This is a genomic window from Alcaligenes sp. EGD-AK7 (assembly GCF_000465875.3).
Taxonomy (GTDB): Bacteria; Pseudomonadota; Gammaproteobacteria; order Burkholderiales; family Burkholderiaceae_B; genus Alcaligenes; species Alcaligenes phenolicus.
On the sequence record NZ_AVOG02000023.1, the window covers coordinates 337,536 to 362,522 of the forward strand.

Consider the following 24,987-nt stretch of genomic DNA (forward strand, 5'->3'; position numbering starts at 1 on the left):
ACGCAATTGATCGGGGTAAGGGGCAGAATATGCCCCCTTTCTTATAGCCCTAAAAAATTCAAGCGTCTACGGTCGTTAACCCGCTGTATCAGCGATCCATGGAGCCGTACAGGTAGGGCGCAGGCTCCAGACCCATACTGTTCATCTTGACGGTTAGCTCCGTACGCGCCTTGAGTACATCATCAAAACGATGCCGGCGCGATGCCCCTACCTCGGCCGAGGTAAAGGGTCGGTAATCGGGTGTCATTTCTTCCGGGCTGAACTTGGCCACAATCCAGTTCAGCACACGAGCCAGATCGGCATTATCCAGTTGCGACTGCGAGGCACCGGGCACTCGAATCATATAGTCCCGTCCAGCTGGCAGGCGTGTAAACAAGCCAATGGACTGGTTGAAATTGGGGATGCCCCGATGCGTCAGGCCCTGGCCATCGTAGCGATGGCAACCTGCGCATTGCAGCATATAGTCTTTGAAAGCCTGCGAACTTTGCAGGTAATCGCCCGTTCCGGCCATCTCTTCTTGGGCATGGGCCCAAGGCGTAAACGCCAGGAGTACGGCGCCCAAACAGGCCAGGCGCAAAGATGTCCACACAGTGATGCCTCCTTAAGTGACCGAACGCCATCCTGGCCGCCCGGCACCTTGTTCAAACCCTGGGGCTGCCTATGCAGGAAAGAACTGGCGTCCCAAGGACCGTTCTTCCCGCATGACTGGCAGCCCGACGGGCCCTTTTTTAGTTTTTAGCCAAGCCAACCAGTACCGATGTCGTGCAATGGAAGGTGCTGTTCTCGTTCGCCATGCACCAGTTCACGTCATTGTGCAGGAAGAACTCGTAACCAGGACGCTCACGGGTCTGCGTGTTGCACTGGCAGCGGCCGCAAGCGGTCTTGCCGCAGCAGTCGTGGTAGCTGATCAGGTAGTCCTTGCCATCATGCGGGTTGTGGCAAGTGCCAATCCACGAGATGGGCGAAGGCGTCGAGCCCGGAGGGCAGGTGGTGGTCGTGCCACCGCAGCAAGAGCACAGGAACCCGTCCACCGCACAATGACGCCAGTAGTCGCAGGAGTTCACTTCGTCTTCATTCGCCAGATCGGGATTCAGACTGATGTGATCGGCACCACTGCTGCTGCCACCACCACCGGCGGCGCGAGCCACCGGCAATACAGGCAACACAAAGGCCGAACCGACCATTAATTTTCCCACCGAGCGCAGCACGCTGCGACGCGAAGTCTTGTGGGCCACAGAACGGGAGAGGCTCTCCCCAAATTTATCCAGCCAACGCATTGACGTTCTCCTTTCGTGATACCTGCACTTGCTTCATGCCCGAGTCACCGGCCAAGTATTCTTGCGCCGAGGCCACGCCCAGGTCTTTGGCGGTAAACAGGCTTTCCAGCTGTTCACGCGAATTGACCAGACCCTTGCCGCGCACCACACCGTTCTCGTCGATCAGGACGGCGTAAGGCAGTTTGCTGATCTGAAAGCCCATGCCCAGCTGTGTGGACAGGACGTAAGGGAAAGCGTCCAGTTGTGCTTTCTGGTAGAAAGCCAGATGCTCAGGCATCTCGCCATCACTGGCCAGCACAATATCTACCCACTGACCTTCCGAGCCCTGAATGGACTTCAGAATGGGCAAGAGCTTCTTGCACACCGGGCAGGTAGGCGACATGAAGAAAATCAACTGGCTACGCGGACCAGCCACGCCCACGGTAACGGCACGACCGCGCAGGTCCTGCAATTCCATGACGGGAGCGGCATCACCCACCTGCGGGCCTTTATCCATAGTCAGGGCGCCCATGGGGGCTACCCGTTCGTACAACACGCCAATCTGGCGCGACAGGGCAAGTACAACCAGCACCAGGGCCAGTACGATTACCCATAAAATGACGTTGGAAATCATTAAAGCGGTCATTTAGGTCTCCTAAGAATTCTGCATTTTCTGGAATTTCAGATGGGATTCGATCAGCTGGTTGGCCGCATAGTACAGGCCCAGCAAGGCCAAGGTGGCACCAAAGAAGGTCAAACCGTCCACCCAGACCAGTTCACGGGCGCTGCTGATGGCCCAGTCACCGCTGGCCACGGCCAGCGCAGCCAGCAAGGCATTGCGAGCCACCAGCCACCAGGACAGACCACCGGAGGATTCCCCCAGCCCGGAGCAGCCGCAATCCACATCGCGGCGGCCACGCAGCAGGTTCATCACAATGCCACTGGTGGCGACCAGCAGGACGCACAGGGCCAGAACCGCCCCCAGCGAACGGCTGGCTGGCCACAGCAGCAAAGGCGCACTCAAGGCCTCGGCAGCGACAAACAGCACACTGAACGGTCGTAACAACACTTCCGGCAACAATCGATAACCGCCAACGGCTGCCTCGAACAGGCTGAAGTGACGCAGTTTATCCAGCGCCCCCAGTCCCATCAGCACGGCCAAGCAAGCCAGGCTGGCGTAGGTCAGGACCGGGTCCATATCAGACACCCCCAACTGGGTGGAACTGAACTTGCAAGGATGCTTCTGCGGCGCCTTCAATGGTGCGCAGCAACTTGGGTTCAGGCTGGCTGATGTCATAGACGTTCACATTGCCACCGTCCAGGGTCAGCATCAGATTGCGTTGCTGATCAATGGTCATGGACAAGGCATCACGCCCTGGAATGCGGGCTACACGCTGCTTGGTCTTGGTGTCCATGACCCAGATCTCGGCTGCGGGGAACTTGTGAGTGCCCTCTTTGCCATCGGGATGCATGAACACATACATGCGACCGCTGGCACGATGCAGACCCACCAGGTTGTAGCCACCGGGCACCCAGTTCTTGGCCTTGTCCTCGTCGTTCAGCAGGGACCAGGGGCCATCTACCTTGACCTCGTCACCGCTGAAATCCGCACTGTAGACATTGCCGTAGTAGGACACGAAGTGAGCCTTGTCCTTATCCAGAGCCGGAGCGATAAAGATCGGATCGTCCTTCACGGAGAACATCTGCTTGCTGCGCGACTGGCTGGCGACCTTGCCGTCTTCGCCCAGATTGATGGTCAACAGGCCACCATCACCACAAATGGTCATGAAGCTGCGGGGGCGATTGGGCTGGGGGATTACGCTCCAGCAACCGGCGGCAGCTGTGACGTCTTCCACATAATCACCCTTGGCCACGTCCACGATCCCGATCGAGGTCGCTGGCGAGGCGTTTTGCAGCACGATGAACTTGCCGTCCGTCGTCTGACGGAACAGACCGTCATAGTTCAGACCTTGCACACGCTTGGGTGGCAGGGAAATCTCCTTCTCGAAGGTCAGCTTGTCGGCATCCCACACTTCCACTACATCCGAGCGCTTTCCACGCGTAATGCGCTCGTGATAGGTGGTCATGGTGTAGATTTTCTTGCCGTCGTTGGACACCTGCACGTGGCCGTTGAAGGCGGTGGGTACCATGCCCAGGAACTTGCCGTTGGTGTAGTCATAAACGTGCACACGGCTTTCGGTCAGGTGCATGAACACCGAGTCCATGACATAGATACGGTTTTCCTGCGGGGCAGACACACTGTGACCACCTGTCAGGACTTCGCGCGGCTTGTCCTGGGCCTGCGCGCCACCGGCCAGTACCATCAGCCCCAACATGGCGGCGGCGGTCGTTAATTTAAATTTAGACTTCATTGGATGTCTCTCCTCATGGGCGTCCACGCTGTCAGAACGCATAGGCATAACGGAATTGCAGGCCGCGCATGCGCGGGCCATTCTCGACTTTCAAATCATGGATGTACTGCAATTGCACCTGGTGAGCGTCGGTCAACTGGTGGGTGATCTCGGCGGCCAACTGGTGGTTACGTGCACGCGTCGCCGTGGTCTGGCCATTGACCCGCTCACGGCCACCTGTCTCGTAGCGGTAGCGCATACCCACATAAGTCTTTTCAGTCAGGTTGGTTGAAACCAGGGCCATCAGGCGGATTGCCGTGTCTTTTTTCAGGGTCTGGCCGTAGTAGTTCTTGTTGTTGCCAAAGAACTCGAACTCCGCCACGCCTTCCACAAAGGAGGACTCCCCAAAGCCTTTCACAATCGCAAAGTCCTGGATCGTGCTCCAGCGATTCTTGCCGGAAGACACATCGGCCTGCGAGCCGTGGTAACGACCAGTGGGCAAGGTAATGAAGGGCTCCCACGCAAACCAAAAACGGTTTTCCGGATCGTTGTGCAGCCACACGGCCGCACCGGCAGTCACATCACCAATCCCGGTCATGCGATCCCGGTCTTGCCCTGGAACATCCAGCGTGTTACGAAAACCGGGCACGATCAGCTCGTACTGCACCGTCTTGCCGGCCAGTTCGCGAAAGTGCATCTGACGATAAATCATGCCTTGCACATTCAACTTGGGGCTGTCGCCAATTCGTGAACCCTGATCATAAAAACCGTGAGACTTCAGCCCCATCATGTAGACCGCCAGGATGTCGGTCCCTACCGGAGCAGGAATCCAGTCCCGCGCACTGGGGTCGCCCGCAAGGGCGGCACCGGCACTGACGCCGCTCAAGGCCAAGGCCAGAGCGGTCCGCTGCAAAATTGCATACATTATTGTTGTCTCCTCAAAGAGGCGCGAACGGTATCGTTATTGTGTTCGCGCCTTTATCCCTAGCTAGGCTGCCGGGTAGGCCATGCAGACCGATTTGGTCTCCAGGTAAGCCTCTACCGCAGCGCGCCCGTGCTCCCGACCCAGGCCGGACTGCTTGTAGCCACCAAAGGGCATGCTGGGGTCCAGCATGTTGTGGGTGTTGACCCACACGGTTCCGGCCTTGATGCCAGCAGTCAAACGCTGGACGCGGGCCAGATCCTGACTCCAGACGCTGGCACCCAGGCCAAAGTCTGTATCGTTGGCCAACTGCAGTGCCTGCGCCTCGGTATCAAACGGGGTCGCGACCACCACGGGACCAAAGATTTCTTCACGCATGATGCGAGCATCGGGAGCGACGTCGGCAAACACGGTAGGACGTACAAAGTAGCCCTGCTCGGGGCGAGCACCCTCGCCTGCCAACATGCGACCGCCTTGCTGGCGGCCCACATCAATGTAGTTCTGCACGCGCTGCTGATGACGGGCGGAAATCAGCGGAGCAATCTGGGTGGACTGCTCAAAGCCCGAGCCCAGAGTCATGGAAGAAGCCAGATCGGCTACGCCCTGCACCACGCGCTCGTAAATGCCTTTTTGCACGAACAGACGCGAGCCGGCAGTACATACCTGGCCCTGGTTAAAGAAGATGGCGTTGGCCGCACCTTGAATGGCCATGTCCACATCGCAATCGTCCATGATGACCACGGGGGATTTGCCGCCCAGCTCCAGAGACATGCGCTTCATGTCATTGACGGCCTGATGACCGATCAACTTGCCCACTTCCGTGGAGCCGGTAAAGGAGATCTTGTTCACGCCAGGGTGAGCCGTCAAAGCCGCACCAGTGCTTTCGCCACGACCCGTGATCACGTTGATCACACCGGCGGGGAAACCGGCTTCCAGAGCCAGTTCGGCCAGACGAATGGCGGTCAGCGGTGTCTCTTCAGCAGGCTTCAGAACCACGGTGCAACCGGCGGCCATGGCAGGCGCAATCTTCCACACCGCCATCAGCAACGGGAAGTTCCAGGGCACGATAGCGCCCACGACACCCACCGGTTCCTGGCGGGTGTAAGCGTGGTATTTCACGCCGGGAGGAAAGCCGATGGAAGGCGAGAGCAATTCGCCATTCATCTTGGTGGCCCAGCCAGCCATGTAGCGCAGCCATTGTGCGCTGGCCGCCACTTCCAGACCGTAGGAGAAGAACAGCAGCTTGCCGTTGTTCAGGGTTTCCAGACGAGCCAGCTCATCCGCGTGGGATTCAATCAAATCAGCCAAACGCAACAAGAGGCGCTCGCGCTGAGCGGGCAACATCTGAGCCCATTCGCCCTGCTCCAGAGCCTGGCGCGCAGCACGCACGGCCAGATCCACGCCTTGAGCACCGGCCTCGGGCTGGTGCGCAATCACTTGTCCCGTTGCGGGATCGTAGACGGGAATCGTGGGCCCTTGAGATTCAGTGACGGGTTTGCCGTCAATAATCATGTGTTCGCGAATCGCCTTGCGCTCGGCTTGTACGTCCTGCCCCATAGTCTGTCTCCACACGGAATAGTTGATTCTTAACGAATCCAGTATAGGGACGAGGACAAGCCCGGACTTGTGATTCTGTGCACGGAGGCTTGTTGATTTGGGTACGGAGTGAGCCCTGTCCTGCTTTAGAACAAATCCAGCTGGGCGGGCATGCTGGCCTGGATGTCGCCCGTGCCCGTCAAATGCACACGGCGTTCAAAGTCCAGCAGGCTGGCTTTGCGATGCAAGCCGGAGCTAAAGCCGGTCAACATGCCATTGGCGCCTTGCACGCGGTGACACGGCACGATAATGCTGATGGGATTGAGGCCGCAGGCCTGGCCCACAGCACGGACCGCCTTGGGACGGCCCAGATGTTCGGCCATCTGGCCATAGGTCCAGGTCTGACCATAGGGAATAGTCAGCAAGGCCTGCCAGACCTGTTGCTGAAACTCTGTCCCTTGCAGGCTGAAAGGCAGATCAAACTGCTGCAGCTTGCCGGCAAAATACGCGTCCAGTTGAGTCTGCACGGGCTCGGCCAAAGCAGGTTCCGGGATCAGCCCGGCCAGTTGCTCGGGTGTCAGACCATGTACGGTCTCTTCCTCGAAGTCCAGACGCAGCAAGGCTCCTTGAGCGTCCACCAGCAGACGCATCGCCCCTAAAGGCGTATCAAAGCAGGCAGTACGCAGCCCGACATAGGCAAACATGGCAATCCCGATCCAAGGGCAGAATGTCTGATCATACTGCGCGACTCCAGCCACTTCAAAAACTCTGGCAGCACCCAGGCAGGCTAGAGGCCAGCTCCTGGTCAAAGGCTTTTCAACCCAAAGCCGCCTGGCCGCAGCACCTCTCGTCCTTGTACCAACTCCTTATGCGCCTATAAAAGCGCCTGAGTGAGCAAGAAAACCTAAAAGAACAAGAGACTGAGACAACAACAATCACCTTGGCAAGCGCATTGGCTTTGGCGTCAAAGACGCACGACAAGCTCCCGATTACGCACAACATTTTGTTGAGCGGGATATCCTGCGCAAGGTTCATGCTCCCATGAAGTGCCTGGCTCTCAATAGTTAGTGCTTGGCTCCTATTTTTGCGTCCCCCCACACCCACCGCTAACTATTGAGAGCGACGACCAACACGCAAACCTCGCTCCCTCAAGTTCCTCACGCCGCTACAGCAGCCCAAAGGGCTACATACCGCCAGGCCCAAAAAGGACGAAAGTCTCATATTGATAGTCATTGTGAGCCGATCTGGGCCGGGGGCCGTCCTCTGGGCGATTCAGGCTTCTTGCCGCAGGCAGGCTTGCTATTCGGGGTCCAAGCGTCCTGCTGTTTGAGCGAAATGCTTGTGCCTTGTCCGGGGGACAAGGCACTTTCGCGAGTTCAGGGCGCGCCCGAATAGCAAGCCTGACCAGGGCACCGGTGCGCAGCACCGGCAAGGAGCCAAGCCCGGAGGACGGCCCCCGGCCCAGACCGGCGTTTTCACGAAGCACTATCTAAACATACAGGCTCTCTGCGCTCCTTGTCTCACAAACCTTCTGCTCTGCACACAAACAGCGCCACTCCCCAACGCTCAGGAAACCGAAGAAGAAGAAGAAGAAGAAGAAGAAGAAAGAAGCGCAAGCAAAAAAACCGGCTAAATAACGCCGGGGCCCCCCAGACGTTATTTACCCGGCAAATCCAACAAATGCAGCAGTTACTCAAGAACAGCAAGGTTTAAACGGTTTGCACACCCGTTGCAGACAAGTCCAGACCCACACGGCGCACCACAGCCTCAAACTCGTCCCGGCTGATATGGTCCAGAGCCGTCGCCGGATCACGCGTCGCATCGCAGGCGATGATGCCACGGCGCATATAGGAATACTTGCGCAAGGCCAGCGCCACCAAAGGCTGAAACTCGTAACGAATCAGCGAACAATAACGGTCAAACACACGGGCGGCTTCCTCCTGTTCGCCCTGACGGTGCAAGGCATAGACCTTGAGCAGAATCTCCGGGAAGGAGAAGCCGGTGACCACGCCATCGGCCCCCCGTTGCAGCTCTTCCAGAAAATGCATGCCACCCAGGCCACTCAAGATCGGCAAGGCATCGCCAGACAGACCCCGCACAGCGGTAATCTTCTGTCCCACGGGAGGGTCTTCGGAATTCAGAATGGACACACCCGCCTCTGCCTTCAAACGCACAGCCAAGGCCGGACTGATGCGGGCGGCGAACAGTTCCGGGAAGTCGTGAATGACCACCGGCAAACGAATAGCCTGCACAATCTGGCGGTAAAAGGACACCTGCATATCGTCATCCGCCCCCGCCAAGGGAGCGACAAAAATCGCATCGGCCCCCAGATCTTCAGCGCTGCGAGCCTGCTCCACCGCCGCCGCCGTTCCCATGGCCCGCACCCCCACCCAGACCGGCACCGCACCGCGCACTGCCGCCACGACGGTTTCAATGACACGCCGACGCTCAAAGGTACTGAGCTTGTGCAGTTCACCCATCACCCCCAAAATCGCCAAGCCGTGAATACCGGCTTCCAGCTGGAAATTCACCAGACTGACCAGGCTTTGCAAATCCAGCTCGCCACCCGGTTTGAAGGGAGTGGGGCAAATGGAAAAGACACCTTTATTTTTCATAATTACGCTTAGGCTCAACGTGGAATAACAAATGGCTTTTGCATACGCGAAATCATGCGTACCAAGGGCCAGAGAAGAATGAAGTAAATCAGCGCAGCGGCCACCAGAGGCGTCTGGCTATAGGTCTCGCCCTGCACGATCTGGGCCGAACGCAGCAGTTCAGGCAAGGCCACGGCCGAAGCAATCGAGGTCTGCTTGATGGCTTCCAGCGTGTTACTGGCCAGATCCGGAATTACATTGCGCACACCTTGGGGCACAACCACATAGGCCATGGCCTGACGGGCGTTCAAACCCGTGGAGCGCGCCGCCTCGTTCTGTCCGGGGGACACCGACTCCAACCCGGCACGGAAAATCTCCGCGAAGTAACCACTGCTGTTCAAAACCAGCGCCAGCACCGTGGCGGAAAACTCATTCAAGGGCAGGCCCAAAAAAGGCAGGCCGTAGTAAATGAAGATCAGCAGCACCAAAGGCGGGAAGGCACGGAAAAAATCCACGTACAGCAGAATCAGGCGGTTCAGCCAGCGATGTTGCTGATAATGCAGGCAAGCGATCACCAGACCCAGCAAGGCAGCCAGCGGCACGATGATCACCGAGAGCTTGACGGTCAGCCACAAGCCCTGAAGCAGCAAGGGCCAACTGGCGGCAAGAATCTTCGGGTTCAGAAAAGTATCGATCAGTTCCATAGCGCGTCACTCCTACGACTTGATCGCATAGCGCCGTTCCAGCACCCTCGTCAGATGAACGAAGGGGAAGAAAATCAGGCAGAACAAAATGGCCCCGGCCGTAAAGGCGGTGGGGTTGGCGATGTTGGACTGGATATTGCTGGAAACATTGAGCAGTTCAGGCACGGCAATGACCGAGCCCAAGGTGGTGCCTTTGGTAATCCCGATGGCGCGATTGGTCAGTGGTGGAATCGCCAGGCGCACGGCTTGCGGCAGGATGATGGCAAACAGCGTCTGACTGAAACCCATGCCGGTGGAGCGGCCCGCTTCCCACTGCCCCGTAGGCACTGAAGCAATGCCAGACCAGAAGATTTCTTCTGCAAAGGCAGACAACACCAGGCTCAAGGCCAGCACCGTGGCGGGTACGGGCTCAATCACAATCCCCAGGGACGGCAAAGCGAAGAACACCAGCACAATAATGACCAGCTGCGGAATCGCACGGAACACGTCCACATACAAGGTCATCAAGATATTGACGGGACGCCAGCCGTAGCAACGCAACACGGCCAGACCCAGACCCAGGACGGTGCCCAGAATCACGGTCATCACAGCCATTTGCAGCGTGACCCAAAAGCCCTGCATGATCTCGGGCAGATGGGGGCTGATCAGCGTCCAGTTAAAGAAGTAATAAACAATCTGATCCATGGCCGACCTCAGTTCATGCGGCTCAGAAAATCCTGAATACGCTTGTGACGCGGCTTACACAGAATTTCATCAGGGCTGCCCTGGTCCAGAATCACGCCCTGGTCCATGAACACAATGCGGTCCCCTACTTCGCGGGCAAACTGCATTTCGTGCGTAACAATCACCATGGTCATGCCCGCATCGCGGGTGCGTTTCATCACGTTCAGCACTTCACCGACCAGCTCCGGGTCCAGACCCGAGGTAGGCTCGTCAAACAGCATGACTTTGGGCTCCAGCGCCAGCGCGCGGGCAATGCCCACCCGCTGCTGCTGGCCGCCGGACAACTGGCTGGGATAGTGTTCGATACGCTGGGCCAGACCCACCTGTTCCAGATGATGGCGGGCCTGCTCTTCGGCCTGCGCCTTGGGCACTTTTTTCACCTTGCGCAGCGCCAGCATCACATTGCCTAGCGCCGTCATATGCGGGTACAGGTGTATGCCCTGAAACACCATGCCTATGTTCTGGCGCACCTGGTTCAGGTCGGTGCGCGGACAGGTCACATCACTGCCAGCCACCACAATCGTGCCGCTGGTCGGGGTTTCCAGACGGTTGATGCAGCGCAGACAGGTACTTTTGCCCGAGCCCGAGCCGCCAATCATCACGACAACTTCGCCGGTGTTGACGCTCAGGTCTATGCCTTTAAGAATTTCGGCCTGCCCAAACGATTTGCGCAAGCCCTGGATGCGGACAATTTCACTCATGGTCGCTCCTTGACCGCCTGCCAGTCGGGCAGGCGGGGACCGGCCCCTGCAGGGCCATATAGCTAGAGAAACAGCGCGAAGGCGCTTTTAAGGACGGGAGCAGTCGGGGGTGTGCTCGGTGGGCTCGTAGCCAGGGAAGTCGGGCACGCCATAGCCGGGGAAAATCACCGTCATGGCCGTACCAGCATTGGGTTCCGTACCGAACCACTTCACATGCAGCTTGGACAGGGAGCCGTCCTGCTTCATGCATTCCAGCACTTCATCCACGCGATTACGCAGGGCCATGTCGTCCTTGCGGAAGGCAAAGGCGTAGTTAGCCTCGGTGGTCATGTCGTAGACCGGGGCCAGTGCGGGGGTCTGGGTGGCGATATAGCGTGCCAAAGGAGTCTCGGACATATTGGCAAAGGCGCGACCAATAGCCACGGCCTGCACGGCATCCGTGTTCTTGTTGAAGCGCTGGATCTTGTAGCCGTATTTTTCCTGATTGTCCTGCAACCAACGGTCCGAGAAGCTGCCGTTATTGACGGCAATGGTCTTGCCTTTCAGGTCTTCCAGTGCATTGACGGTCGCGCCCTTTTTAGCCAGAAAGCTCAGGCCGCCCGCCATATACGGCTCGGCAAACAGCATTTGCTCCGCACGTTCACGTGTGGTGTTGGTGGGAGCCGCCACCATGTCGTAACGACTGGAAAACAAGCCCGCAAAAATAGCGGAAAACGGGGTGTCGATGACCTCCGCCCCCTCGTAACCCATGCGTCGGGCCACTTCCTGGGTCAGATCATTGGAAAAGCCATCCAGCTTGCCATCGGTGCCGCGCATGAAAAACGGAACCAGGCCCACGTCTGCAGCCACCTTGAACATCTTGCCCTGATTGGGGTTGACCGCATGAGCGGGCAGGCTCAAGGCCACGCCGGCAGCCAATGTGGCCAGCATCAAGCCAGCTTTGCTGCTGACACGTCCCCAGCGGGACAGGGTGTTTTTGCGGGATACAGCCGCAGCCAACGGGGCGATTGTGTATACGCCTTGCATAAGGTCTCCTTGCCATCCATTTTCTGTTTGTAGTGCTTTAATTCTAGGATTGGCAAAACCTTGATGTCATATGCTTTTTTATTAACTCTTCATAACACAGGGTTAAGAAAATACCCCTACCCCTTATACGCGGCGCAATACGCGAACACGCACATTTCCCGACAGCTTCCCGTGATAAGGGTAAGTCCCCCCCTGGAGAGGCCGCCAAGCAAAAGCGCAGCGTGGGGGGACGATGTATTTATGGATGAATCACTCAGGCCCAGCCTGCCCGCATGCCTCGGGAGGCTGTGGAAATCACCACTTCCATGAAGTCGTGCGCCAATTGCGACACCGGTACCACATTGGAATGCAGCATGTGCAAAGGCATGGTGGTGCGCGGATTAATGGGGCGTACCACCACATCCGGCCAGACCCGGCCTGCCACGGCCAGCTCGTCCACAATTGCAATCCCGGCTCCAGCCTGCACCATGGCACAGGCAATATGCGTCAAACGCACCTCCACCGCCAGTTGCGGCACACCAGGACGGTTACCAAATAACTGCTGCACCATCTGGCCATAAGGAGTGTCATTGCCATAACCAATCAGGTCCAGTCCTTCCAGATCGCTGGCATCCAGCTCCTGCTTGTCGGCCAGAGGATGGCTGGCTGGCAACACCGCCACCAGATGGTTTTCGTAAATGGATTGGGCATGCAAGCTGGGATGTGTCAGCGGCACGATAGCCACACCGACCTCGGCCTGCTGGGTGACCAAAGCCTGTACCAGATCACTGGAAATCAGCGTGCGCACATACACCTTCACGTCCGGGAATGCCTGGCGAAAACGCGTCACCGCCATGGGGATCAAGGTCTGGCCCAGACTGGGGCTGACGGCAATGTGCAAGCTGCCGTGGCGCTTTTCGATCAGGTCGGTGGCCACCTCGTTTACCCGCTGCACGCTGTTATGAACCTGCTCCACCTCCTGATAGAGCCGACGCGCCTCGGGCGTGGGGTACAGACGCCCCTTGATGCGCTCGAACAGCACCAGACCAATACGCGATTCGGTATAGGACAGCAGGCGGCTGATGGCCGGTTGCGACACGTTCAGCAATTGCGCCGCCTTGCTGATGGAACCGGTCAGCATGATCGCGCGAAAAACCTCGATTTGACGAAGATTGAGCAGCATCCCTTAACGTAGCCTTATGTTTCGAGCACAAATAAGCATAAGACATTTTGATTTGCCTATGTTTCAATTTTTTCAAGCTGCCATCCCGGCGCGCCTTGATCGCAACGGGCTTACAGAGCGGCTTCATAACTACGACACGGAGACAAAATCATGCAAACCCTGCTTGCTCGCACCCTGGCGGTGCTGGGCTTGGGACTGGCCGCCGCTGCGCCCGCCGCCCACGCCGCTGACAACGTTCATCTCATGCTGGACTTCATCCCCACCGGCGACTATGCCCCGTATTACTCCGGCATTGCCAACGGGATTTACGAGAAACACGGCATCAACCTGAAGATTACCCGTGGCACCGGTTCGGGTGACACAGTTCTGAAAGTGGCTGGCGGCGCGGCCGATATTGGCTTGGCCGATATTTCCGCCATTCTGACCTCGCGTCAGAACAGCCAGACTCCCATCAAGGCCATTGCTTCCACCTTCTCGCACTCGGCCCATTCCCTGTTTGTGCGCAAAGACTCGGGTATTACCGATTTCTCCGGCCTGGAAGGCAAGAAAATTGCCGTCTCGCCCGGTAACAGCCACAAGCTTTACTTCCCCATGGTGGCGCGCAAGGCCAACACCGATCCCGACAAGATTCAGTGGGTGACCGTTGACGGCTCCTCCATGGCACCGCTGCTGATCAACGGCAAAGTGGACGCCGCTCCTTTCCTGGCCACCAACTACTACTACCAGAACAAGCAGGCCAAGCGTTTTGGCAAGGAAATCGTGGTGCTGCCCTTTAGCGACCAGGGCTTCAACATCTACGCCCTGTCCGTATTCGCCACCGACAAGACACTGACCGAGCGCCCACAAATGGTGCAGAACTTCCTGGACGCCACCATCGAAGCCTGGGAAGCCGCCCGCAAGGACCCGGACACGGCTTGTCAGGCCCACGTAAAGGCCAATCCGGAAATCGACCTTGATGACTGCATGGGCAACCTGAACGCGGTGCTGGGCTACATCTACACCGATTTCAGTGCCGAGCACGGAGTAGGCAGCCTGGAAGAAGGCCGCATGAAAAACACCTACGAGGCCGTTGCAGAAGCCCAAAGCCTGGATCCCGCCTGGGACTATCACCAAGCCTACGACACCCAGTTCATCGTCAAGGCCAACGGCACGGCCAAGCCCTGAGCTGAACTGATTTTCGCGCGTGCTCCGGCTTGGCCCAGGCGGGCCGGCGCGCGCCTAGGAGCGCATTGTGATACGCATTCAAGACGTCAACCTGATCTACGGTCGTAATACCGAGCGAGAGACTCAGGCACTGAAACAAATCAATCTGGACATCCAGGACAACGAAATCATTGCCATTGTCGGCGCTTCGGGCTGTGGGAAATCCACGCTGCTACGCCTGATCGCCGGCTTGCTGATGCCCACCACCGGCACCGTCAGCATTGATGATGAAATCGTTGCCCACCCCCGCCAGGACACCGGCATCGTGTTCCAGGCCCCGACGCTGGTGCCGTGGGCCAATATTCTGGACAACACCCTCTTGCCATCGAGCATCATGGGTCGTCTGGACGATCAGGCCCGCAGCCGCGCCACGCGTCTGCTCACTACCGCCGGGCTGGGCAATTTTCTGCACCACCACCCCAAGCAATTGTCGGGCGGCATGCAGCAACGCGTAGCCATTTGCCGCGCACTGGTTCACAACCCCAAAGTGGTGCTGATGGATGAGCCGTTCGGCGCCCTGGACGCGCTGACCCGCGAAACCATGACGCTGGAACTGCTGCGGCTTTGGTACGAAGACCCCAAAACCATTGTGTTTGTGACGCACTCGATTTCCGAAGCCGTCATGCTGGGTCACCGCATTGTGGTGATGTCGCCGCGCCCCGGCCAGATTACCGAAATTCTGGATGTAAACCTGCCCCGCGAACGCGACTTTTCTCTGGTGGGCACGCCCGAATTTACGCGCTGTGCCGCTGCCGTCCGTGAACTCATTTTCCAACACGAGGTGGCTTGATGAGCGAGCAAACTCAAACCCTGGGCGCCGCGCCCGTGCGCAAGCGACGACTGCGCCTGCGCGATTTCAATGAAATTACCGTCCCGGCCATCACCCTGATTGCCGTGGTCATCCTGTGGGAGCTGGCCAGCCGCCTGTTTGATATCCCTGAATACCTGGTGCCTGCCCCCTCGCGCATCTGGGCCGATTCCATGCAAATGAAAGAGGCCATGCTGATGCACACGCTGGTGTCCACGCGCACCATCATGCTGGGCTTTTTGCTGTCGATTGTGATCAGCTTTCCGCTGGCCGTGCTGATTACCTACTCGCGCTTTTTCGAGCAGGCCATCTACCCGCTGCTGATCCTGACCCAGTCCATCCCCAAGGTGGCCCTGGCTCCGATTCTGGTCATTATCTTTGGACCCACTGAGCTGCCACGCGTCGTGGTGACTTTTCTGGTGGCCTTCTTCCCGCTGGTGATCTCCATGACCTCCGGCCTGCTGGCGGCCCCGCCCGAGCTGATCGAGCTGGTCCGTGCCTGCCGCGCCACCCGCTTGCAAGAGTTTTTCCGCATTCGCCTGCCCTTTGCCGTGCCCTTTATTTTCTCGGGCCTGAAAGTGGCCATCACCTTGTCCGTGGTGGGTGCTGTAGTCGGTGAATTTGTAGCCGCTGACCAAGGTCTGGGCTACTTGATCACCACCTCTACAGCCTTCTTCAAGACACCGGTTGCCTTCGGCGCCATGGCGATCTTGTCCGTGCTGGGCATTGTGTTCTTCCAGGTGATTTCTGCCGCCGAACGCATCCTGTTCCCTTGGGCAATCAAGGACAATCGGAGCTGATCATGACATCAAGTTATACCGTCATCCGTGGGGGCCTGGTGCTGGCCCACGCCCAAGCCAAGGCCGAACCTCTGGACATTCTGATCAAGAATGGCGAGATCGAAGCCATGGGCCCGCCCGGCCTGCCCGCGCCGTCTGAAGCCACGGTGGTGCAAGCGGATGACCAACTGCTGCACCCCGGCCTGATCAACGCCCACACCCACGGCCACGGCACCTATGCCAAGGCCATGGGGGATCGCTGGTCGCTGGAACTGCTATTGACAGCCGGCCCCTGGATCAATGGCGACCGCCATCTGGAAGACAAATACCTGAGCACTCAGTTGAACGCGGCAGAAATGCTGCTCAAAGGCTGTACCGCCAGCTACGACCTGTACTCCGAAGTCCCGGTACCCACAGCGGAAGGCATGAATGCGGTCGCCCAAGCCTATGTGGATGCCGGTATGCGAGCCACGGTAGCGCCCATGATGGCGGACCTGTCCTTTTACCAGTCCGTCCCCGGCCTGATCGAAGCCCTACCGGAAGAGCTGCAAAAGTTTGTGGCCCAACTGGCACCGCAGTCGTTCCGGGCCACGCTATCAGGCCTGACGGACTTCCTGGATCAGCAGCACAACCCCGACCGCATTCGCGTGGCCTTGGCCCCGACCATTCCCATGCTGTGCTCGGACGAGTTCCTGCAAAGCTGCGGTGAAATCAGCGCGGAGCGCAATATCGGCCTGCACAGCCACGTTGGCGAGTCCTATGTGCAAGCCCTGACCGGCATGAAACGCTATGGCACCACCATTGTTCAGCATCTGGACAAGCTGGGCCTGATCTCGCCCCGTTTCACCCTGGCACACGCCATCTGGCTGGACGAGCGCGACCTGGACATTCTGGCCGAACGCGGTGCCATGGTAGCCCACAACCCCGGCAGCAATATGCGTTTAGGTAATGGGATTGCCGATGTGAACTCCATGCTGGAACGCGGCATTACCGTGGGCCTGGGCACGGACGGCTCCAATAGTGGCGATAACCAGAATATGTACGAGGCCATGCGTCTAGCCTCCTTCTCGTCCAAGGTGCGCGGCCCGGATACAGAACGCTGGGTCACAACCGAACAAGCGCTGTACGCCGCCACCGAAGGCAGCGCCCGCTGCCTGGGCATGGGCGAGCAGTTGGGACGTCTGGAACCAGGTCGAAAGGCCGACATCGTGTTTCTGGATCTGGCCCATATCAACTGGATTCCGCATAACAACACGGTCAATCAGCTGGTGCATCTGGAAGACGGGCTGGCGCTGCGCCATGTGATGGTCGACGGCCAGTTTGCCGTGCGCGACCGACAGTTAACACAAGTGAATATGCCTCGCCTGCGCCAACAAGTGGAGCAGGCCCAGGAACGCATCACACGCAATACCTACGACAAGCGCCACATCACGGAAAAACTGGCCAAAGCCGTAGGTTCGTTCTGCCTGTGCCTGGGCCACGACCGCTATCACGTGCAGCGCTGGGCGCACTCCAAGCAAGACTTAACATGACGTTATGTTTTACCGATAAATAGGCATACGACATTCATGACTGGATTTGCTTCAATCATGGAAACGAACACGATTGCGGGCACGCGAGATGCGCGGGTCCGAGCCATCCAAGGAGGAAGATAATGAGCGACTTTGATCTGGTAGTACGAGGAAATATTGTTGAACGCGACCGCATCATCACTGACGGCTGGGTGGCCGTCCGCGAAGGCCGAGTAGCAGCCCGCGGTGTTGGCGCGGCTCCTTCGGCCCGTGAACATGTGGATGCGCGTGGCATGTGGGTCATGCCCGGCGTGCTGGACGGTCAGGTGCACTCTGGTAGCCAGGCCAATCAGGAAGGTCTGGGTTGGGCCTCGCGTGCGGCGGCCGCCGGTGGCGTGACCACCATGGTGGAAATGCCGTACGACGATCCCGAACCCGTTGCCTCCCGCCCGCAGTTGGAAGACAAGATTGCCCGCATTGAAAGCGATTGCCACGTGGACGTGGCCTGCTACGGCACATTGAACGACCAGCACGGTCTGGAAGCAGCCGCTGGCCTGATTGAAGGCGGCGTTTGCGGTTTCAAGTTCTCTACCTTTGAAGCCAGCCCCAACCGCTTTCCGCGCGTGGAAGAAGACATCCTGATGGAAGCCTTCCGCCTGATTGCCCCCTCCGGCCTGGCCTGCGGTGTCCACAACCAGGACCAGGAACTGACACGCAAGAACATCAAGCGCATGGTCGAAGCCGGTGATACGGGTTGGGACGCCTTCTTGCGCGCTCACACCCCTTTGATCGAAAACCTGGCCACCAGTGCCATTTATGAAATCGGTGCCCAGACCGGTGCCCGCGCCCACGCCGTGCACGTATCTCTGTCGCGCGGGTTTGAAATCTGCAATATGTACCGTCAGGCAGGTCACAAAGCGTCGATTGAAACCTGCGTGCAGTACCTGATGCTGAACCACGAAGAACACACCCGCCGCTTCGGTGCCAAGACCAAGCACTACCCTCCCATTCGCCCCAAGGCGGAAATGGATCTGCTCTGGACCCACATTGCCAACGACGAATGTACCTTCGTGTCCTCCGACCACGTCAGCTGGGGCCTGGAGCGCAAGCAGTTTGACAATGTGTTCCAGAACTCCTCTGGTGGTCCTGGTCTGGAAACCCTGCTGCCCGCCTTCTGGACAGGCTGCGCCGAACACGGCATTTCCCCCACTATGGTCGTCAAGCAATTGTGCTGGGGCCCTGCCCAACACTTCCTGCTGGAACACCGCAAGGGTTCGCTGAATGTGGGCGCAGACGCCGATATCGTGATCGTCAAACCCGAAACCTACCGTTTTGACCCGTCCACCAGCCTGTCCGCCGTCACCTGGAGCTCCTTCGAGGACCGCGAGTTCCAAGTGCGTGTGGAAGCCACCTATGTGCGCGGCCAACTGGCCTGGGACGGCAAAACCGTGCGTAACGCAGCGGGCGACGGTCAGTTCATCCGTCCGCACAAGGCAGGCGAATTGTCATGAGTCTGGCCATGCCCTTGTTGAATCAGGAGCGCCTGTGGCGCAGCACCCAGGAGCTGGCCGCGTTCACGCTACCCGACCAGCCCTGGACACGCCGTGCATTCTCCGATCTGTTTCTGCAATCGCGTCAGTGGCTGCTGAAACAGTTCGAAGAAGCGGGCCTGACCGTACGCATGGATGCCGCGGGCAATCTGATCGGTCGCCGCGAAGGGCGCAAGCCCGGCCTGGCACCGATTACCACCGGCTCCCACTGCGACACCGTGATGTATGGCGGACGCTACGACGGCATCATCGGCGTGCTGGCCGGGCTGGAAGTGGCCCGCTGCCTGAACGAGCAGAACATCCAGCTGGACCACCCTTTTGAAGTGGTGGATTTTCTTTCTGAGGAGCCTAGCGACTATGGCGTGTCCTGCGTAGGCAGCCGCGCCATGGGCGGGGTCTTGTCCGACGCCATGCTGGCCGAACGCAATCCGCAGGGCGAAACGCTGGCGCAAGGCATTGCCCGCGTCGGTGGCCGCCCCGAGGAACTGGCCCAGGCCCGTCGTGCGCCCGGTGATACCGCCGCCTTTGTCGAGTTGCATATCGAACAAGGCCCGGTACTGGAATCGCGCAATCTGCCTATCGGCGTGGTCAGCAATATCGTGGGTATTTGCCGCCACCGCATCATCATCACAGGTCGCCCGGACCATGCAGGCACCACACCCATGGACATACGTCGTGATGCCCTGGTCGGTGCCAGCCTGATCATCAGTGAAGTGGACCGCAAGGCCCGCCGGGCTCTGGGGGGACCAGACTATCTGGTCGCCACCATTGGCAACCTGAACCTGACACCCAACGCCTCCAATGCCGTTCCCGGACGCGTAGAAATGATGGTGGAAGTACGCAGCGACCGTCAGGAGCTGATGCAGAACTTCACTGAGGAACTGCTGGCCCAGTTGCGCCCGGAAATCGAGGCCATGGGCCTGGGTCTGGACGCGGCGCAAGTCAGCCTGGCCAAACCCACGGACTGCACGCCCGAGGTGATGAGCATCATCGAGCAGGCTGCCAGCGCTTTGGGATACCCGAGCATGGTCATGCCTAGCGGCGCCGGTCATGATGCGGTTTACATGGCACCCAGCGGCCCCATGGGCATGATCTTCATTCCCTGCCTGAATGGTCGCAGCCATTGCCCTGAAGAATCCATTACGTCCGAGCAGCTTCTGGACGGTACGCGGGTTCTGTATCAGACCGTTGTCATGTTGGACCAGAGCCTGGAGAGCTGACATGGACTGGTCCTGTGATCAGCTTGGCGAACGCGAACGCTACCGCTTGTTGGTCAACACCGTGTTGCCGCGCCCCATTGCCCTGGTCACGACCTGTGACCAGCAGGGGCGCGTGAACACGGCCCCGTTCAGTTTTTTCAATGTGATGGGCTCGGAGCCTGCCGTACTGGCACTGGGCCTGGAAAACGATGCGCACTCTGCCGATGGTCTGAAAGACACCACCCGCAATCTCCTGGCCACCGGCCAGTTTGTGGTGAACCTGATCAGCGCCAAGATGGCACGCGCCATGAACATCTGCGGCATTGCTTACCCGACCGGTCAGGCCGAGCACCTGCAGGCGGGCCTGGATCTGGCCCCCAGCGTGCAAGTGCAGCCGCCCCGTATCGCCCAATGCCCAGTGCAGTTTGAATGCCGCTTGCACACCGCGCTGGACCTGGGCCCGCTACGCCATATCGTCATTGGCGAAATCCTGCATTTGCACTGCGACGACGCCATCCTGACACCTGAAGGGCGCATTGATATCGATGCTTACGACCCAATCGGACGCATGCATGGTTCTGACTGGTATGTCGGACTGCAAGGCCGCTTTCAGTCAGAAAAACTAAGCCACCAAAACGGGCTACCGCCCACCCAAACATAAAAACATCATGAACCGTCGCCCTCATATCTACGTTCTGAACCCCAATTCCAGCCAGATCGTAACGGATGGCCTGGACCGTGCTGTCCAGCCTCTGCGTCTGGCCGATGGCCCGGCCATCTCCTGCCTGCGCCTGCCCCAAGGCCCGGCGGGTGTACAAAGCCAGACCGATATTGACACCCTGATCCCTCACTTGCGCGCCCAGGCCCTGAGCGTCAAGGAAGACGCCGCTGCTTATGTGGTGGCCTGCTTTAGCGACCCCGGCCTGTACACCTTGCGCGAAGCGGTGGATGTGCCTGTATTGGGCATTGCCGAAACCGGCGTGCTGACCGCCTTGTCACTGGGTCAGCGTTTTGGGGTGCTGTCCATTTTGCAGGCCTCTATCCCGCGTCACCTGCGCTACTTTGGTGCAATGGGGGTGACTGATCGCCTGGCCGCCGACCTGGCTATCAATATGGGCGTGTCGGAGCTGGCTGACGAGAAAAAAGCCCTGCAACGTCTGACAGAAGTCGGCCAGCGCCTGCGCGATGAGCACGGTGCTGATGTGGTGGTGCTGGGTTGTGCTGGCATGGCCAATCAGCGCGAGGCGCTGGAACAGGCTTTGGGCATTGCCGTCGTGGAGCCCACGCAGGCCACCGTTGCGGTGGCCTTGGGCCGTTGCTTATTAGGCTGGTAAGCCTTGATGAGTACCACACTGCAAACCGACTGCCTGGCGACGGCACAACGTCTGCTCCAGGCCCGCCAAGAACACCGTCCCATCGAAGACTGGCCCGACGCGCTGCGACCTGTGTCTTTTGATCAGGCCTATCGCGTCCAGGCCGTGCAAATGGAAACCCTGGGCCCCATAGGAGGCTGGAAAGTCGGCGCGGCCAATAGCGTGGCCCCGCCCACCTGCGCCCCCCTGCCCCGGCGTTCTCGTTACGCCAGCCCGGATGTGCCATCCAGCAAGGAGCTGTCCTTGCGCGGCATAGAAGTGGAAATCGGCCTGATTCTGGGACAAGACTTGCCGCCCGGCCAGGCACCGTATTCCATGGAACAAATCTGGCAGGCGGTCAGCCAGATCTGTGTAGCCGTCGAAATTGTGGAATCCCGCTTTGCGCAGCGTGACTCCGTAGGCCGTCTATCCACCTTGGCCGATCTGGCTAGCCACGGTGCGCTGGTCTATCAGCCGCAAGGTGTCGCCGCGCAGGATATGGCACTGCTACAACCTGCATGGGCACGCCTGCAAGTGGGGCAGCAACCCTTGCTGCAAGGCCCGAACCAGAACCCGGCGGGTGAGCTGACGCGACTGCTCATCTGGCTGGCTAATCAAGGCAGTCACCACCTTGGCGGGCTGCAAAAAGGGCAGGTCATCATTACGGGCACCTGTTTACCCATGCTGTATGCCGCCCCCGGCGACCGGATTCAGGCGGCCATTCAGGGGATCGGCGAGCTGAACTTTATCTGCGCCTAAGATCACATCGCCAGCGTCCGAAACGGCGCTGGTTTTGCCCGACAGAGCCTCTCATCAGACAGCACAAGCTCTGCACTGCTGGTCTAGGGAATGCCGCGTGCAAAGCCGATTTGCCAATAGTGGCTGACCTTGGGAGACAACGACCTGTCGGGTTTAAAAAAACTCATCTAACAGGCAGAAGAAAGCGATGCGCTCGGCATCCATTTCCACGCCGTACAAAGCAAAGAAAGGCGCTAGCCACTCCTTGCCCAAATTGCGCTCTATGCTGCGCGCCGTCAGCGCCAGATCCTGATAACGATCTGCCACGCCCAAACGTCCGCAGTCGATAAAACCGCTGAACTGCCCTTGATGCACCATGAAGTTGGGCAAGCAGGCATCGCCATGGGTGACCACCAGATCTTCTTGTCCTGGGCGGCTGGCATACAGTTCGTCCAATAGGTTTTGAACCGGCATGCCCTGACGCTCATCGTCAAAATCTTCTTCATCAATCAGGCCCGCTTCCGCCCTGGCACTTGCATCGGCCAACCGATGCTCCAGGCGATGATCGAAGGGGCAGGCTTCAAGTGGCAAGCGGTGCAGGCCTTGCAAGGACGAAGCCAGTAACTCCACGGTTTGCTGGGGAGACAGGCCTTCAGTGCAGGCCAGATCGCGCCCAGGAACAGCACTCATCAGCAGCCAATGGCGGCCCTGCGCCAACAAGGTATCCAGCACCTCTGGGCAAGGCAGACCTTGCGTATGCATCCAGCGCAAGCGCTCAATTTCATCGGGCAGCTCGGCCAAAGGCAGATCGTCTTCTGCCTTCACAAACTGGCAGGAGCCATCCGGCCAGTCCAGACGCCAGACATCAGCCCCGGACTCCCCAATGGTTTGACGTTGTACCTTGGCGGCAGCCAGTCGGGTTTGCCAGGCAAGAGGAAAACTCATACTTAAAAACCTTGCTGAAAACAGTCGATAAAAACGGAGGGAGGGATCAAGCCAAACGAATCAAACCGTGATGCCCATCAGACCTGATACTGCAGGTGAATCAGCGGGTATGGCTTGCCCTGATCATCCACGGGCGAGCGTCCAATACGCTTGAAGCCCATTTTTTCGTAAAAGCCTACAGCCTGCTCATTCTGTTCATTCACATCAGTGGTCATGCTGGGATGCAGGCTCAAGCCATGCAGCACCAAAGCCTTGCCTACGCCCGTTCCACGGCTGTCCGGGTCCACAAACAAGGCCTGCATATGGCCCTGCTCAAGCAACATGAAAGCCAGCGGGTAATCCGTCTCATCCACCGCCAACCATAAACTGGCCTGGGGCAGAAAACCGCAGACCATGACATCAATTTCCTGACGATCCTGCACGGATAAAAAATCGTGCGTGGCATCCACGGCCTTGCGCCAGATTTCAACCGCACGTTGCCCGTCCTCCGGGCGCGAATGACGAATCCTCATGGGGCGCATCCTGTGTGTAAAGTGTTAGCTGGCAAGCAGGACACTGATGTCAGCGGTAGGTACGTCAAGGCTGCAGCCGGGACAAGAACACCGGCCAGGCTCAAGACAACAGTCCCTGCGATGCAAAAATCTTTTGATAAATATTCCGCACTACTGCCTGCTTTCGCTGGTTGTAATCCCGCACACTGCCAGCCCCTTCTTTAGCCTGCATTTTGGCCTGAGCATAGCGCTGCAAATCCTCGGGATGCGTACCCAGCCAGTCCCGAAACAGGATATGGCGAATATGTTCAGGGCAATCCGGGCCGAACACATGCAGATTCACACGCGGCTCTTCCTGACGCAGCATGCGGTGCTGATACCAGGAGCGCTCACGTATGCTCAACTCATAACCCAAGGCGTTCAACGCAGGAACATAGTCCTCTTCCTGCTCCGGGTCGGCCACCAGCACATCAATATCAATCACAGGCTTGGCAGGCAGACCGAGCACCGCGGTCGAGCCCACATGCGCAATAGTCAGGGCCTTATTGCCCAGGGCCGCCTGAATTTCCTGACTCAAGCGCTGATACAGCACCGGCCAGTTCGCGTCGTAGTCCTGAACCTCGATCAGCTCTGCTTTAGGCTGGCCTGCCACCCAGGGATTCTCATTGGGGTCGCCATCCTCGAAGGTGGTGATTCTATCCAGTGCCCGTACAGGCACATTTTTGTTCTGATTATTCAAACAACTTCTCCTTGATACGACGGACCTTGCACCCTCAGCCTTGTGAGCCGGACAGAATCGGCCGGGTTTCCAGAAAAAATAAATGACGCAAATGCTGCTCGGCCTGGGCAGGGCTCAGATCCGTAAAATCGGTCAACAGCATATTGGCCAAGCCGTCATACATCGCAGATAAACGCAGTGCCGTGCCCTGGGCATCGGGTACCTGCCAAAAACCTTGCTCCGTGCCCCGACTCAGGTAAGAGGCCAGTTGTTCCAGCATTCTTTTATGCACGCGGGTGGTCACTACGGCCAGGGCTGCATCGGTTTTGGCCAGATCAGTGGCATCAATCCACAAAAACCAATAAATGCGATTGCGTTCTTCAAAAGCCGTCTTCAGGTAGTCCTCCATCAGAACTCGAGGGTCTGCAGATTGCGCAGCCTCCCATTCCATGAGCTGATCGAAGATCTCGCCCCAAGCCTCGGCCCGCAGTTCGGACCAGCGAAAGTAATGGTTCAACAGTCCACGGCCCACACCAGCCCGTTCGGTCACCATGCGAGTGGTGGCGGCACGAACACCAACTTCCATCAGGACCTCAACCGCGGCCTGTCGAATTCGTGTGGCACTGTCTTCTTTTTCACTCATCACCTTCCCTCCCTATTGACATATTGAGCAAGCGCTCAATATTATGGCATTGAACAAGCGCTCAATCAATAAACA

Annotated in this window: 27 protein-coding genes; 9 read left to right on the forward strand and 18 right to left on the reverse strand. The window is 58.5% G+C overall.

All coding sequences use genetic code 11. From position 1 onward, the window contains the following. Nucleotides 1–88 precede the first annotated feature (88 nt). From N879_RS12485 to N879_RS12550, 14 genes are all read right to left on the reverse strand, one after another. Nucleotides 89–589 carry a hypothetical protein gene (locus N879_RS12485; protein WP_021447058.1) on the reverse strand — a complete coding sequence of 167 codons (501 nt, stop codon included), beginning with the start codon at nucleotides 587–589 and terminating at the stop codon, nucleotides 89–91. Between the two features lie 139 nt (nucleotides 590–728). After that, entirely contained in the window at nucleotides 729–1,277 is a 549-nt protein-coding gene (locus N879_RS12490; protein ID WP_021447059.1) for an aralkylamine dehydrogenase light chain, read from the reverse strand. Then, nucleotides 1,261–1,902: a methylamine dehydrogenase accessory protein MauD gene (gene mauD / locus N879_RS12495; RefSeq protein WP_009462707.1), complete on the reverse strand. Its 642-nt coding sequence runs from the start codon at nucleotides 1,900–1,902 to the stop codon at nucleotides 1,261–1,263. Before mauD ends, N879_RS12490 begins: the two co-directional genes overlap by 17 nt. A 9-nt stretch (nucleotides 1,903–1,911) precedes the next feature. Further along, a complete protein-coding gene (locus N879_RS12500) occupies nucleotides 1,912–2,454 on the reverse strand; it encodes a MauE/DoxX family redox-associated membrane protein (RefSeq protein WP_009462709.1) in 543 nt (180 codons plus the stop codon). Between the two features lies 1 nt (nucleotide 2,455). Then, the gene (locus N879_RS12505) at nucleotides 2,456–3,628 is read right to left on the reverse strand and encodes an aralkylamine dehydrogenase heavy chain (protein ID WP_009462712.1); all 1,173 of its coding nucleotides are present in this window, start codon (nucleotides 3,626–3,628) and stop codon (nucleotides 2,456–2,458) included. A gap of 31 nt (nucleotides 3,629–3,659) precedes the next feature. Beyond that, nucleotides 3,660–4,532 carry a transporter gene (locus N879_RS12510; RefSeq protein WP_021447060.1) on the reverse strand — a complete coding sequence of 291 codons (873 nt, stop codon included), beginning with the start codon at nucleotides 4,530–4,532 and terminating at the stop codon, nucleotides 3,660–3,662. A gap of 63 nt (nucleotides 4,533–4,595) precedes the next feature. Continuing rightward, entirely contained in the window at nucleotides 4,596–6,086 is a 1,491-nt protein-coding gene (locus tag N879_RS12515) for an aldehyde dehydrogenase family protein (RefSeq protein WP_021447061.1), read from the reverse strand. Between the two features lie 125 nt (nucleotides 6,087–6,211). Continuing rightward, entirely contained in the window at nucleotides 6,212–6,769 is a 558-nt protein-coding gene (locus N879_RS12520; protein WP_009462720.1) for a methylated-DNA--[protein]-cysteine S-methyltransferase, read from the reverse strand. A gap of 1,005 nt (nucleotides 6,770–7,774) precedes the next feature. Further along, nucleotides 7,775–8,680 carry a dihydrodipicolinate synthase family protein gene (locus N879_RS12525; protein WP_021447062.1) on the reverse strand — a complete coding sequence of 302 codons (906 nt, stop codon included), beginning with the start codon at nucleotides 8,678–8,680 and terminating at the stop codon, nucleotides 7,775–7,777. Between the two features lie 14 nt (nucleotides 8,681–8,694). Continuing rightward, a complete protein-coding gene (locus N879_RS12530) occupies nucleotides 8,695–9,363 on the reverse strand; it encodes an amino acid ABC transporter permease (protein WP_009462726.1) in 669 nt (222 codons plus the stop codon). Between the two features lie 12 nt (nucleotides 9,364–9,375). Next, nucleotides 9,376–10,047, reverse strand: a complete 672-nt coding sequence (locus N879_RS12535) for an amino acid ABC transporter permease (RefSeq protein WP_021447063.1) — start codon at nucleotides 10,045–10,047, stop codon at nucleotides 9,376–9,378. 8 nt (nucleotides 10,048–10,055) lie between these two features. Then, the gene (locus N879_RS12540; RefSeq protein WP_009462730.1) at nucleotides 10,056–10,787 is read right to left on the reverse strand and encodes an amino acid ABC transporter ATP-binding protein; all 732 of its coding nucleotides are present in this window, start codon (nucleotides 10,785–10,787) and stop codon (nucleotides 10,056–10,058) included. A gap of 87 nt (nucleotides 10,788–10,874) precedes the next feature. Further along, nucleotides 10,875–11,813 (reverse strand): substrate-binding periplasmic protein, encoded by a 939-nt coding sequence (locus N879_RS12545; protein WP_009462732.1) that lies wholly within the window; start codon nucleotides 11,811–11,813, stop codon nucleotides 10,875–10,877. Nucleotides 11,814–12,066: 253 nt separating this feature from the next. Then, entirely contained in the window at nucleotides 12,067–12,975 is a 909-nt protein-coding gene (locus tag N879_RS12550; RefSeq protein WP_009462734.1) for a LysR substrate-binding domain-containing protein, read from the reverse strand. 150 nt (nucleotides 12,976–13,125) lie between these two features. Between N879_RS12550 and N879_RS12555 the strand changes: the two genes are divergently transcribed. The 9 genes from N879_RS12555 (at nucleotide 13,126) to N879_RS12595 (ending at nucleotide 22,136) form a co-directional block, all read left to right on the forward strand. Then, entirely contained in the window at nucleotides 13,126–14,139 is a 1,014-nt protein-coding gene (locus N879_RS12555; RefSeq protein ID WP_009462736.1) for an ABC transporter substrate-binding protein, read from the forward strand. Between the two features lie 67 nt (nucleotides 14,140–14,206). After that, nucleotides 14,207–14,968, forward strand: coding sequence for an ABC transporter ATP-binding protein (locus N879_RS12560; protein WP_009462739.1), 762 nt, complete (start codon nucleotides 14,207–14,209; stop codon nucleotides 14,966–14,968). Further along, a complete protein-coding gene (locus N879_RS12565) occupies nucleotides 14,968–15,786 on the forward strand; it encodes an ABC transporter permease (RefSeq protein WP_021447064.1) in 819 nt (272 codons plus the stop codon). The genes N879_RS12560 and N879_RS12565 overlap by 1 nt, the downstream gene beginning before the upstream one ends. Before the next feature lie 2 nt (nucleotides 15,787–15,788). Further along, entirely contained in the window at nucleotides 15,789–17,297 is a 1,509-nt protein-coding gene (locus N879_RS12570) for an amidohydrolase family protein (RefSeq protein WP_009462745.1), read from the forward strand. Nucleotides 17,298–17,419: 122 nt separating this feature from the next. Beyond that, nucleotides 17,420–18,787 (forward strand): dihydroorotase, encoded by a 1,368-nt coding sequence (locus N879_RS12575; RefSeq protein WP_009462747.1) that lies wholly within the window; start codon nucleotides 17,420–17,422, stop codon nucleotides 18,785–18,787. Beyond that, nucleotides 18,784–20,046 (forward strand): Zn-dependent hydrolase, encoded by a 1,263-nt coding sequence (locus N879_RS12580; RefSeq protein ID WP_009462749.1) that lies wholly within the window; start codon nucleotides 18,784–18,786, stop codon nucleotides 20,044–20,046. Before N879_RS12575 ends, N879_RS12580 begins: the two co-directional genes overlap by 4 nt. 1 nt (nucleotide 20,047) lies before the next feature. Next, nucleotides 20,048–20,686, forward strand: a complete 639-nt coding sequence (locus N879_RS12585) for a flavin reductase family protein (RefSeq protein WP_009462751.1) — start codon at nucleotides 20,048–20,050, stop codon at nucleotides 20,684–20,686. Between the two features lie 7 nt (nucleotides 20,687–20,693). Continuing rightward, a complete protein-coding gene (locus N879_RS12590) occupies nucleotides 20,694–21,359 on the forward strand; it encodes an aspartate/glutamate racemase family protein (RefSeq protein WP_009462753.1) in 666 nt (221 codons plus the stop codon). A gap of 6 nt (nucleotides 21,360–21,365) precedes the next feature. Further along, on the forward strand, nucleotides 21,366–22,136 hold the full coding sequence (locus N879_RS12595; protein ID WP_009462755.1) for a 2-keto-4-pentenoate hydratase: 771 nt from the start codon (nucleotides 21,366–21,368) through the stop codon (nucleotides 22,134–22,136). Between the two features lie 153 nt (nucleotides 22,137–22,289). On the opposite strand, the gene N879_RS12600 is transcribed toward N879_RS12595, so the two are convergent. The 4 genes from N879_RS12600 to N879_RS12615 form a co-directional block, all read right to left on the reverse strand. After that, nucleotides 22,290–23,060, reverse strand: a complete 771-nt coding sequence (locus tag N879_RS12600; RefSeq protein WP_021447065.1) for an APH(3')-II family aminoglycoside O-phosphotransferase — start codon at nucleotides 23,058–23,060, stop codon at nucleotides 22,290–22,292. A 77-nt stretch (nucleotides 23,061–23,137) separates the two neighbouring features. Next, nucleotides 23,138–23,572, reverse strand: coding sequence for an acetyltransferase (locus N879_RS12605; protein ID WP_009462757.1), 435 nt, complete (start codon nucleotides 23,570–23,572; stop codon nucleotides 23,138–23,140). Nucleotides 23,573–23,672: 100 nt separating this feature from the next. Next, a complete protein-coding gene (locus N879_RS12610) occupies nucleotides 23,673–24,290 on the reverse strand; it encodes a GrpB family protein (protein ID WP_009462759.1) in 618 nt (205 codons plus the stop codon). Nucleotides 24,291–24,324: 34 nt separating this feature from the next. Beyond that, complete coding sequence (locus N879_RS12615; protein WP_009462761.1) at nucleotides 24,325–24,912, reverse strand: TetR/AcrR family transcriptional regulator; 588 nt, start codon at nucleotides 24,910–24,912, stop codon at nucleotides 24,325–24,327. Nucleotides 24,913–24,987 lie beyond the last annotated feature (75 nt).

Bases quoted from the DNA above. Each gene is read 5' to 3' on its own strand.
- N879_RS12565 (WP_021447064.1), top strand. From the start codon at position 14,968: ATGAGCGAGCAAACTCAAACCCTGGGCGCCGCGCCCGTGCGCAAGCGA.
- N879_RS12545 (WP_009462732.1), bottom strand. From the start codon at position 11,813: ATGCAAGGCGTATACACAATCGCCCCGTTGGCTGCGGCTGTATCCCGC.
- N879_RS12500 (WP_009462709.1), bottom strand. From the start codon at position 2,454: ATGGACCCGGTCCTGACCTACGCCAGCCTGGCTTGCTTGGCCGTGCTG.
- N879_RS12540 (WP_009462730.1), bottom strand. From the start codon at position 10,787: ATGAGTGAAATTGTCCGCATCCAGGGCTTGCGCAAATCGTTTGGGCAG.
- N879_RS12510 (WP_021447060.1), bottom strand. From the start codon at position 4,532: ATGTATGCAATTTTGCAGCGGACCGCTCTGGCCTTGGCCTTGAGCGGC.
- N879_RS12520 (WP_009462720.1), bottom strand. From the start codon at position 6,769: ATGTTTGCCTATGTCGGGCTGCGTACTGCCTGCTTTGATACGCCTTTA.
- N879_RS12580 (WP_009462749.1), top strand. From the start codon at position 18,784: ATGAGTCTGGCCATGCCCTTGTTGAATCAGGAGCGCCTGTGGCGCAGC.
- N879_RS12550 (WP_009462734.1), bottom strand. From the start codon at position 12,975: ATGCTGCTCAATCTTCGTCAAATCGAGGTTTTTCGCGCGATCATGCTG.
- mauD (WP_009462707.1), bottom strand. From the start codon at position 1,902: ATGACCGCTTTAATGATTTCCAACGTCATTTTATGGGTAATCGTACTG.
- N879_RS12615 (WP_009462761.1), bottom strand. From the start codon at position 24,912: ATGAGTGAAAAAGAAGACAGTGCCACACGAATTCGACAGGCCGCGGTT.
- N879_RS12505 (WP_009462712.1), bottom strand. From the start codon at position 3,628: ATGAAGTCTAAATTTAAATTAACGACCGCCGCCGCCATGTTGGGGCTG.
- N879_RS12555 (WP_009462736.1), top strand. From the start codon at position 13,126: ATGCAAACCCTGCTTGCTCGCACCCTGGCGGTGCTGGGCTTGGGACTG.
- N879_RS12585 (WP_009462751.1), top strand. From the start codon at position 20,048: ATGGACTGGTCCTGTGATCAGCTTGGCGAACGCGAACGCTACCGCTTG.
- N879_RS12590 (WP_009462753.1), top strand. From the start codon at position 20,694: ATGAACCGTCGCCCTCATATCTACGTTCTGAACCCCAATTCCAGCCAG.
- N879_RS12575 (WP_009462747.1), top strand. From the start codon at position 17,420: ATGAGCGACTTTGATCTGGTAGTACGAGGAAATATTGTTGAACGCGAC.
- N879_RS12525 (WP_021447062.1), bottom strand. From the start codon at position 8,680: ATGAAAAATAAAGGTGTCTTTTCCATTTGCCCCACTCCCTTCAAACCG.
- N879_RS12605 (WP_009462757.1), bottom strand. From the start codon at position 23,572: ATGAGGATTCGTCATTCGCGCCCGGAGGACGGGCAACGTGCGGTTGAA.
- N879_RS12600 (WP_021447065.1), bottom strand. From the start codon at position 23,060: ATGAGTTTTCCTCTTGCCTGGCAAACCCGACTGGCTGCCGCCAAGGTA.
- N879_RS12490 (WP_021447059.1), bottom strand. From the start codon at position 1,277: ATGCGTTGGCTGGATAAATTTGGGGAGAGCCTCTCCCGTTCTGTGGCC.
- N879_RS12535 (WP_021447063.1), bottom strand. From the start codon at position 10,047: ATGGATCAGATTGTTTATTACTTCTTTAACTGGACGCTGATCAGCCCC.
- N879_RS12515 (WP_021447061.1), bottom strand. From the start codon at position 6,086: ATGGGGCAGGACGTACAAGCCGAGCGCAAGGCGATTCGCGAACACATG.
- N879_RS12530 (WP_009462726.1), bottom strand. From the start codon at position 9,363: ATGGAACTGATCGATACTTTTCTGAACCCGAAGATTCTTGCCGCCAGT.
- N879_RS12595 (WP_009462755.1), top strand. From the start codon at position 21,366: ATGAGTACCACACTGCAAACCGACTGCCTGGCGACGGCACAACGTCTG.
- N879_RS12570 (WP_009462745.1), top strand. From the start codon at position 15,789: ATGACATCAAGTTATACCGTCATCCGTGGGGGCCTGGTGCTGGCCCAC.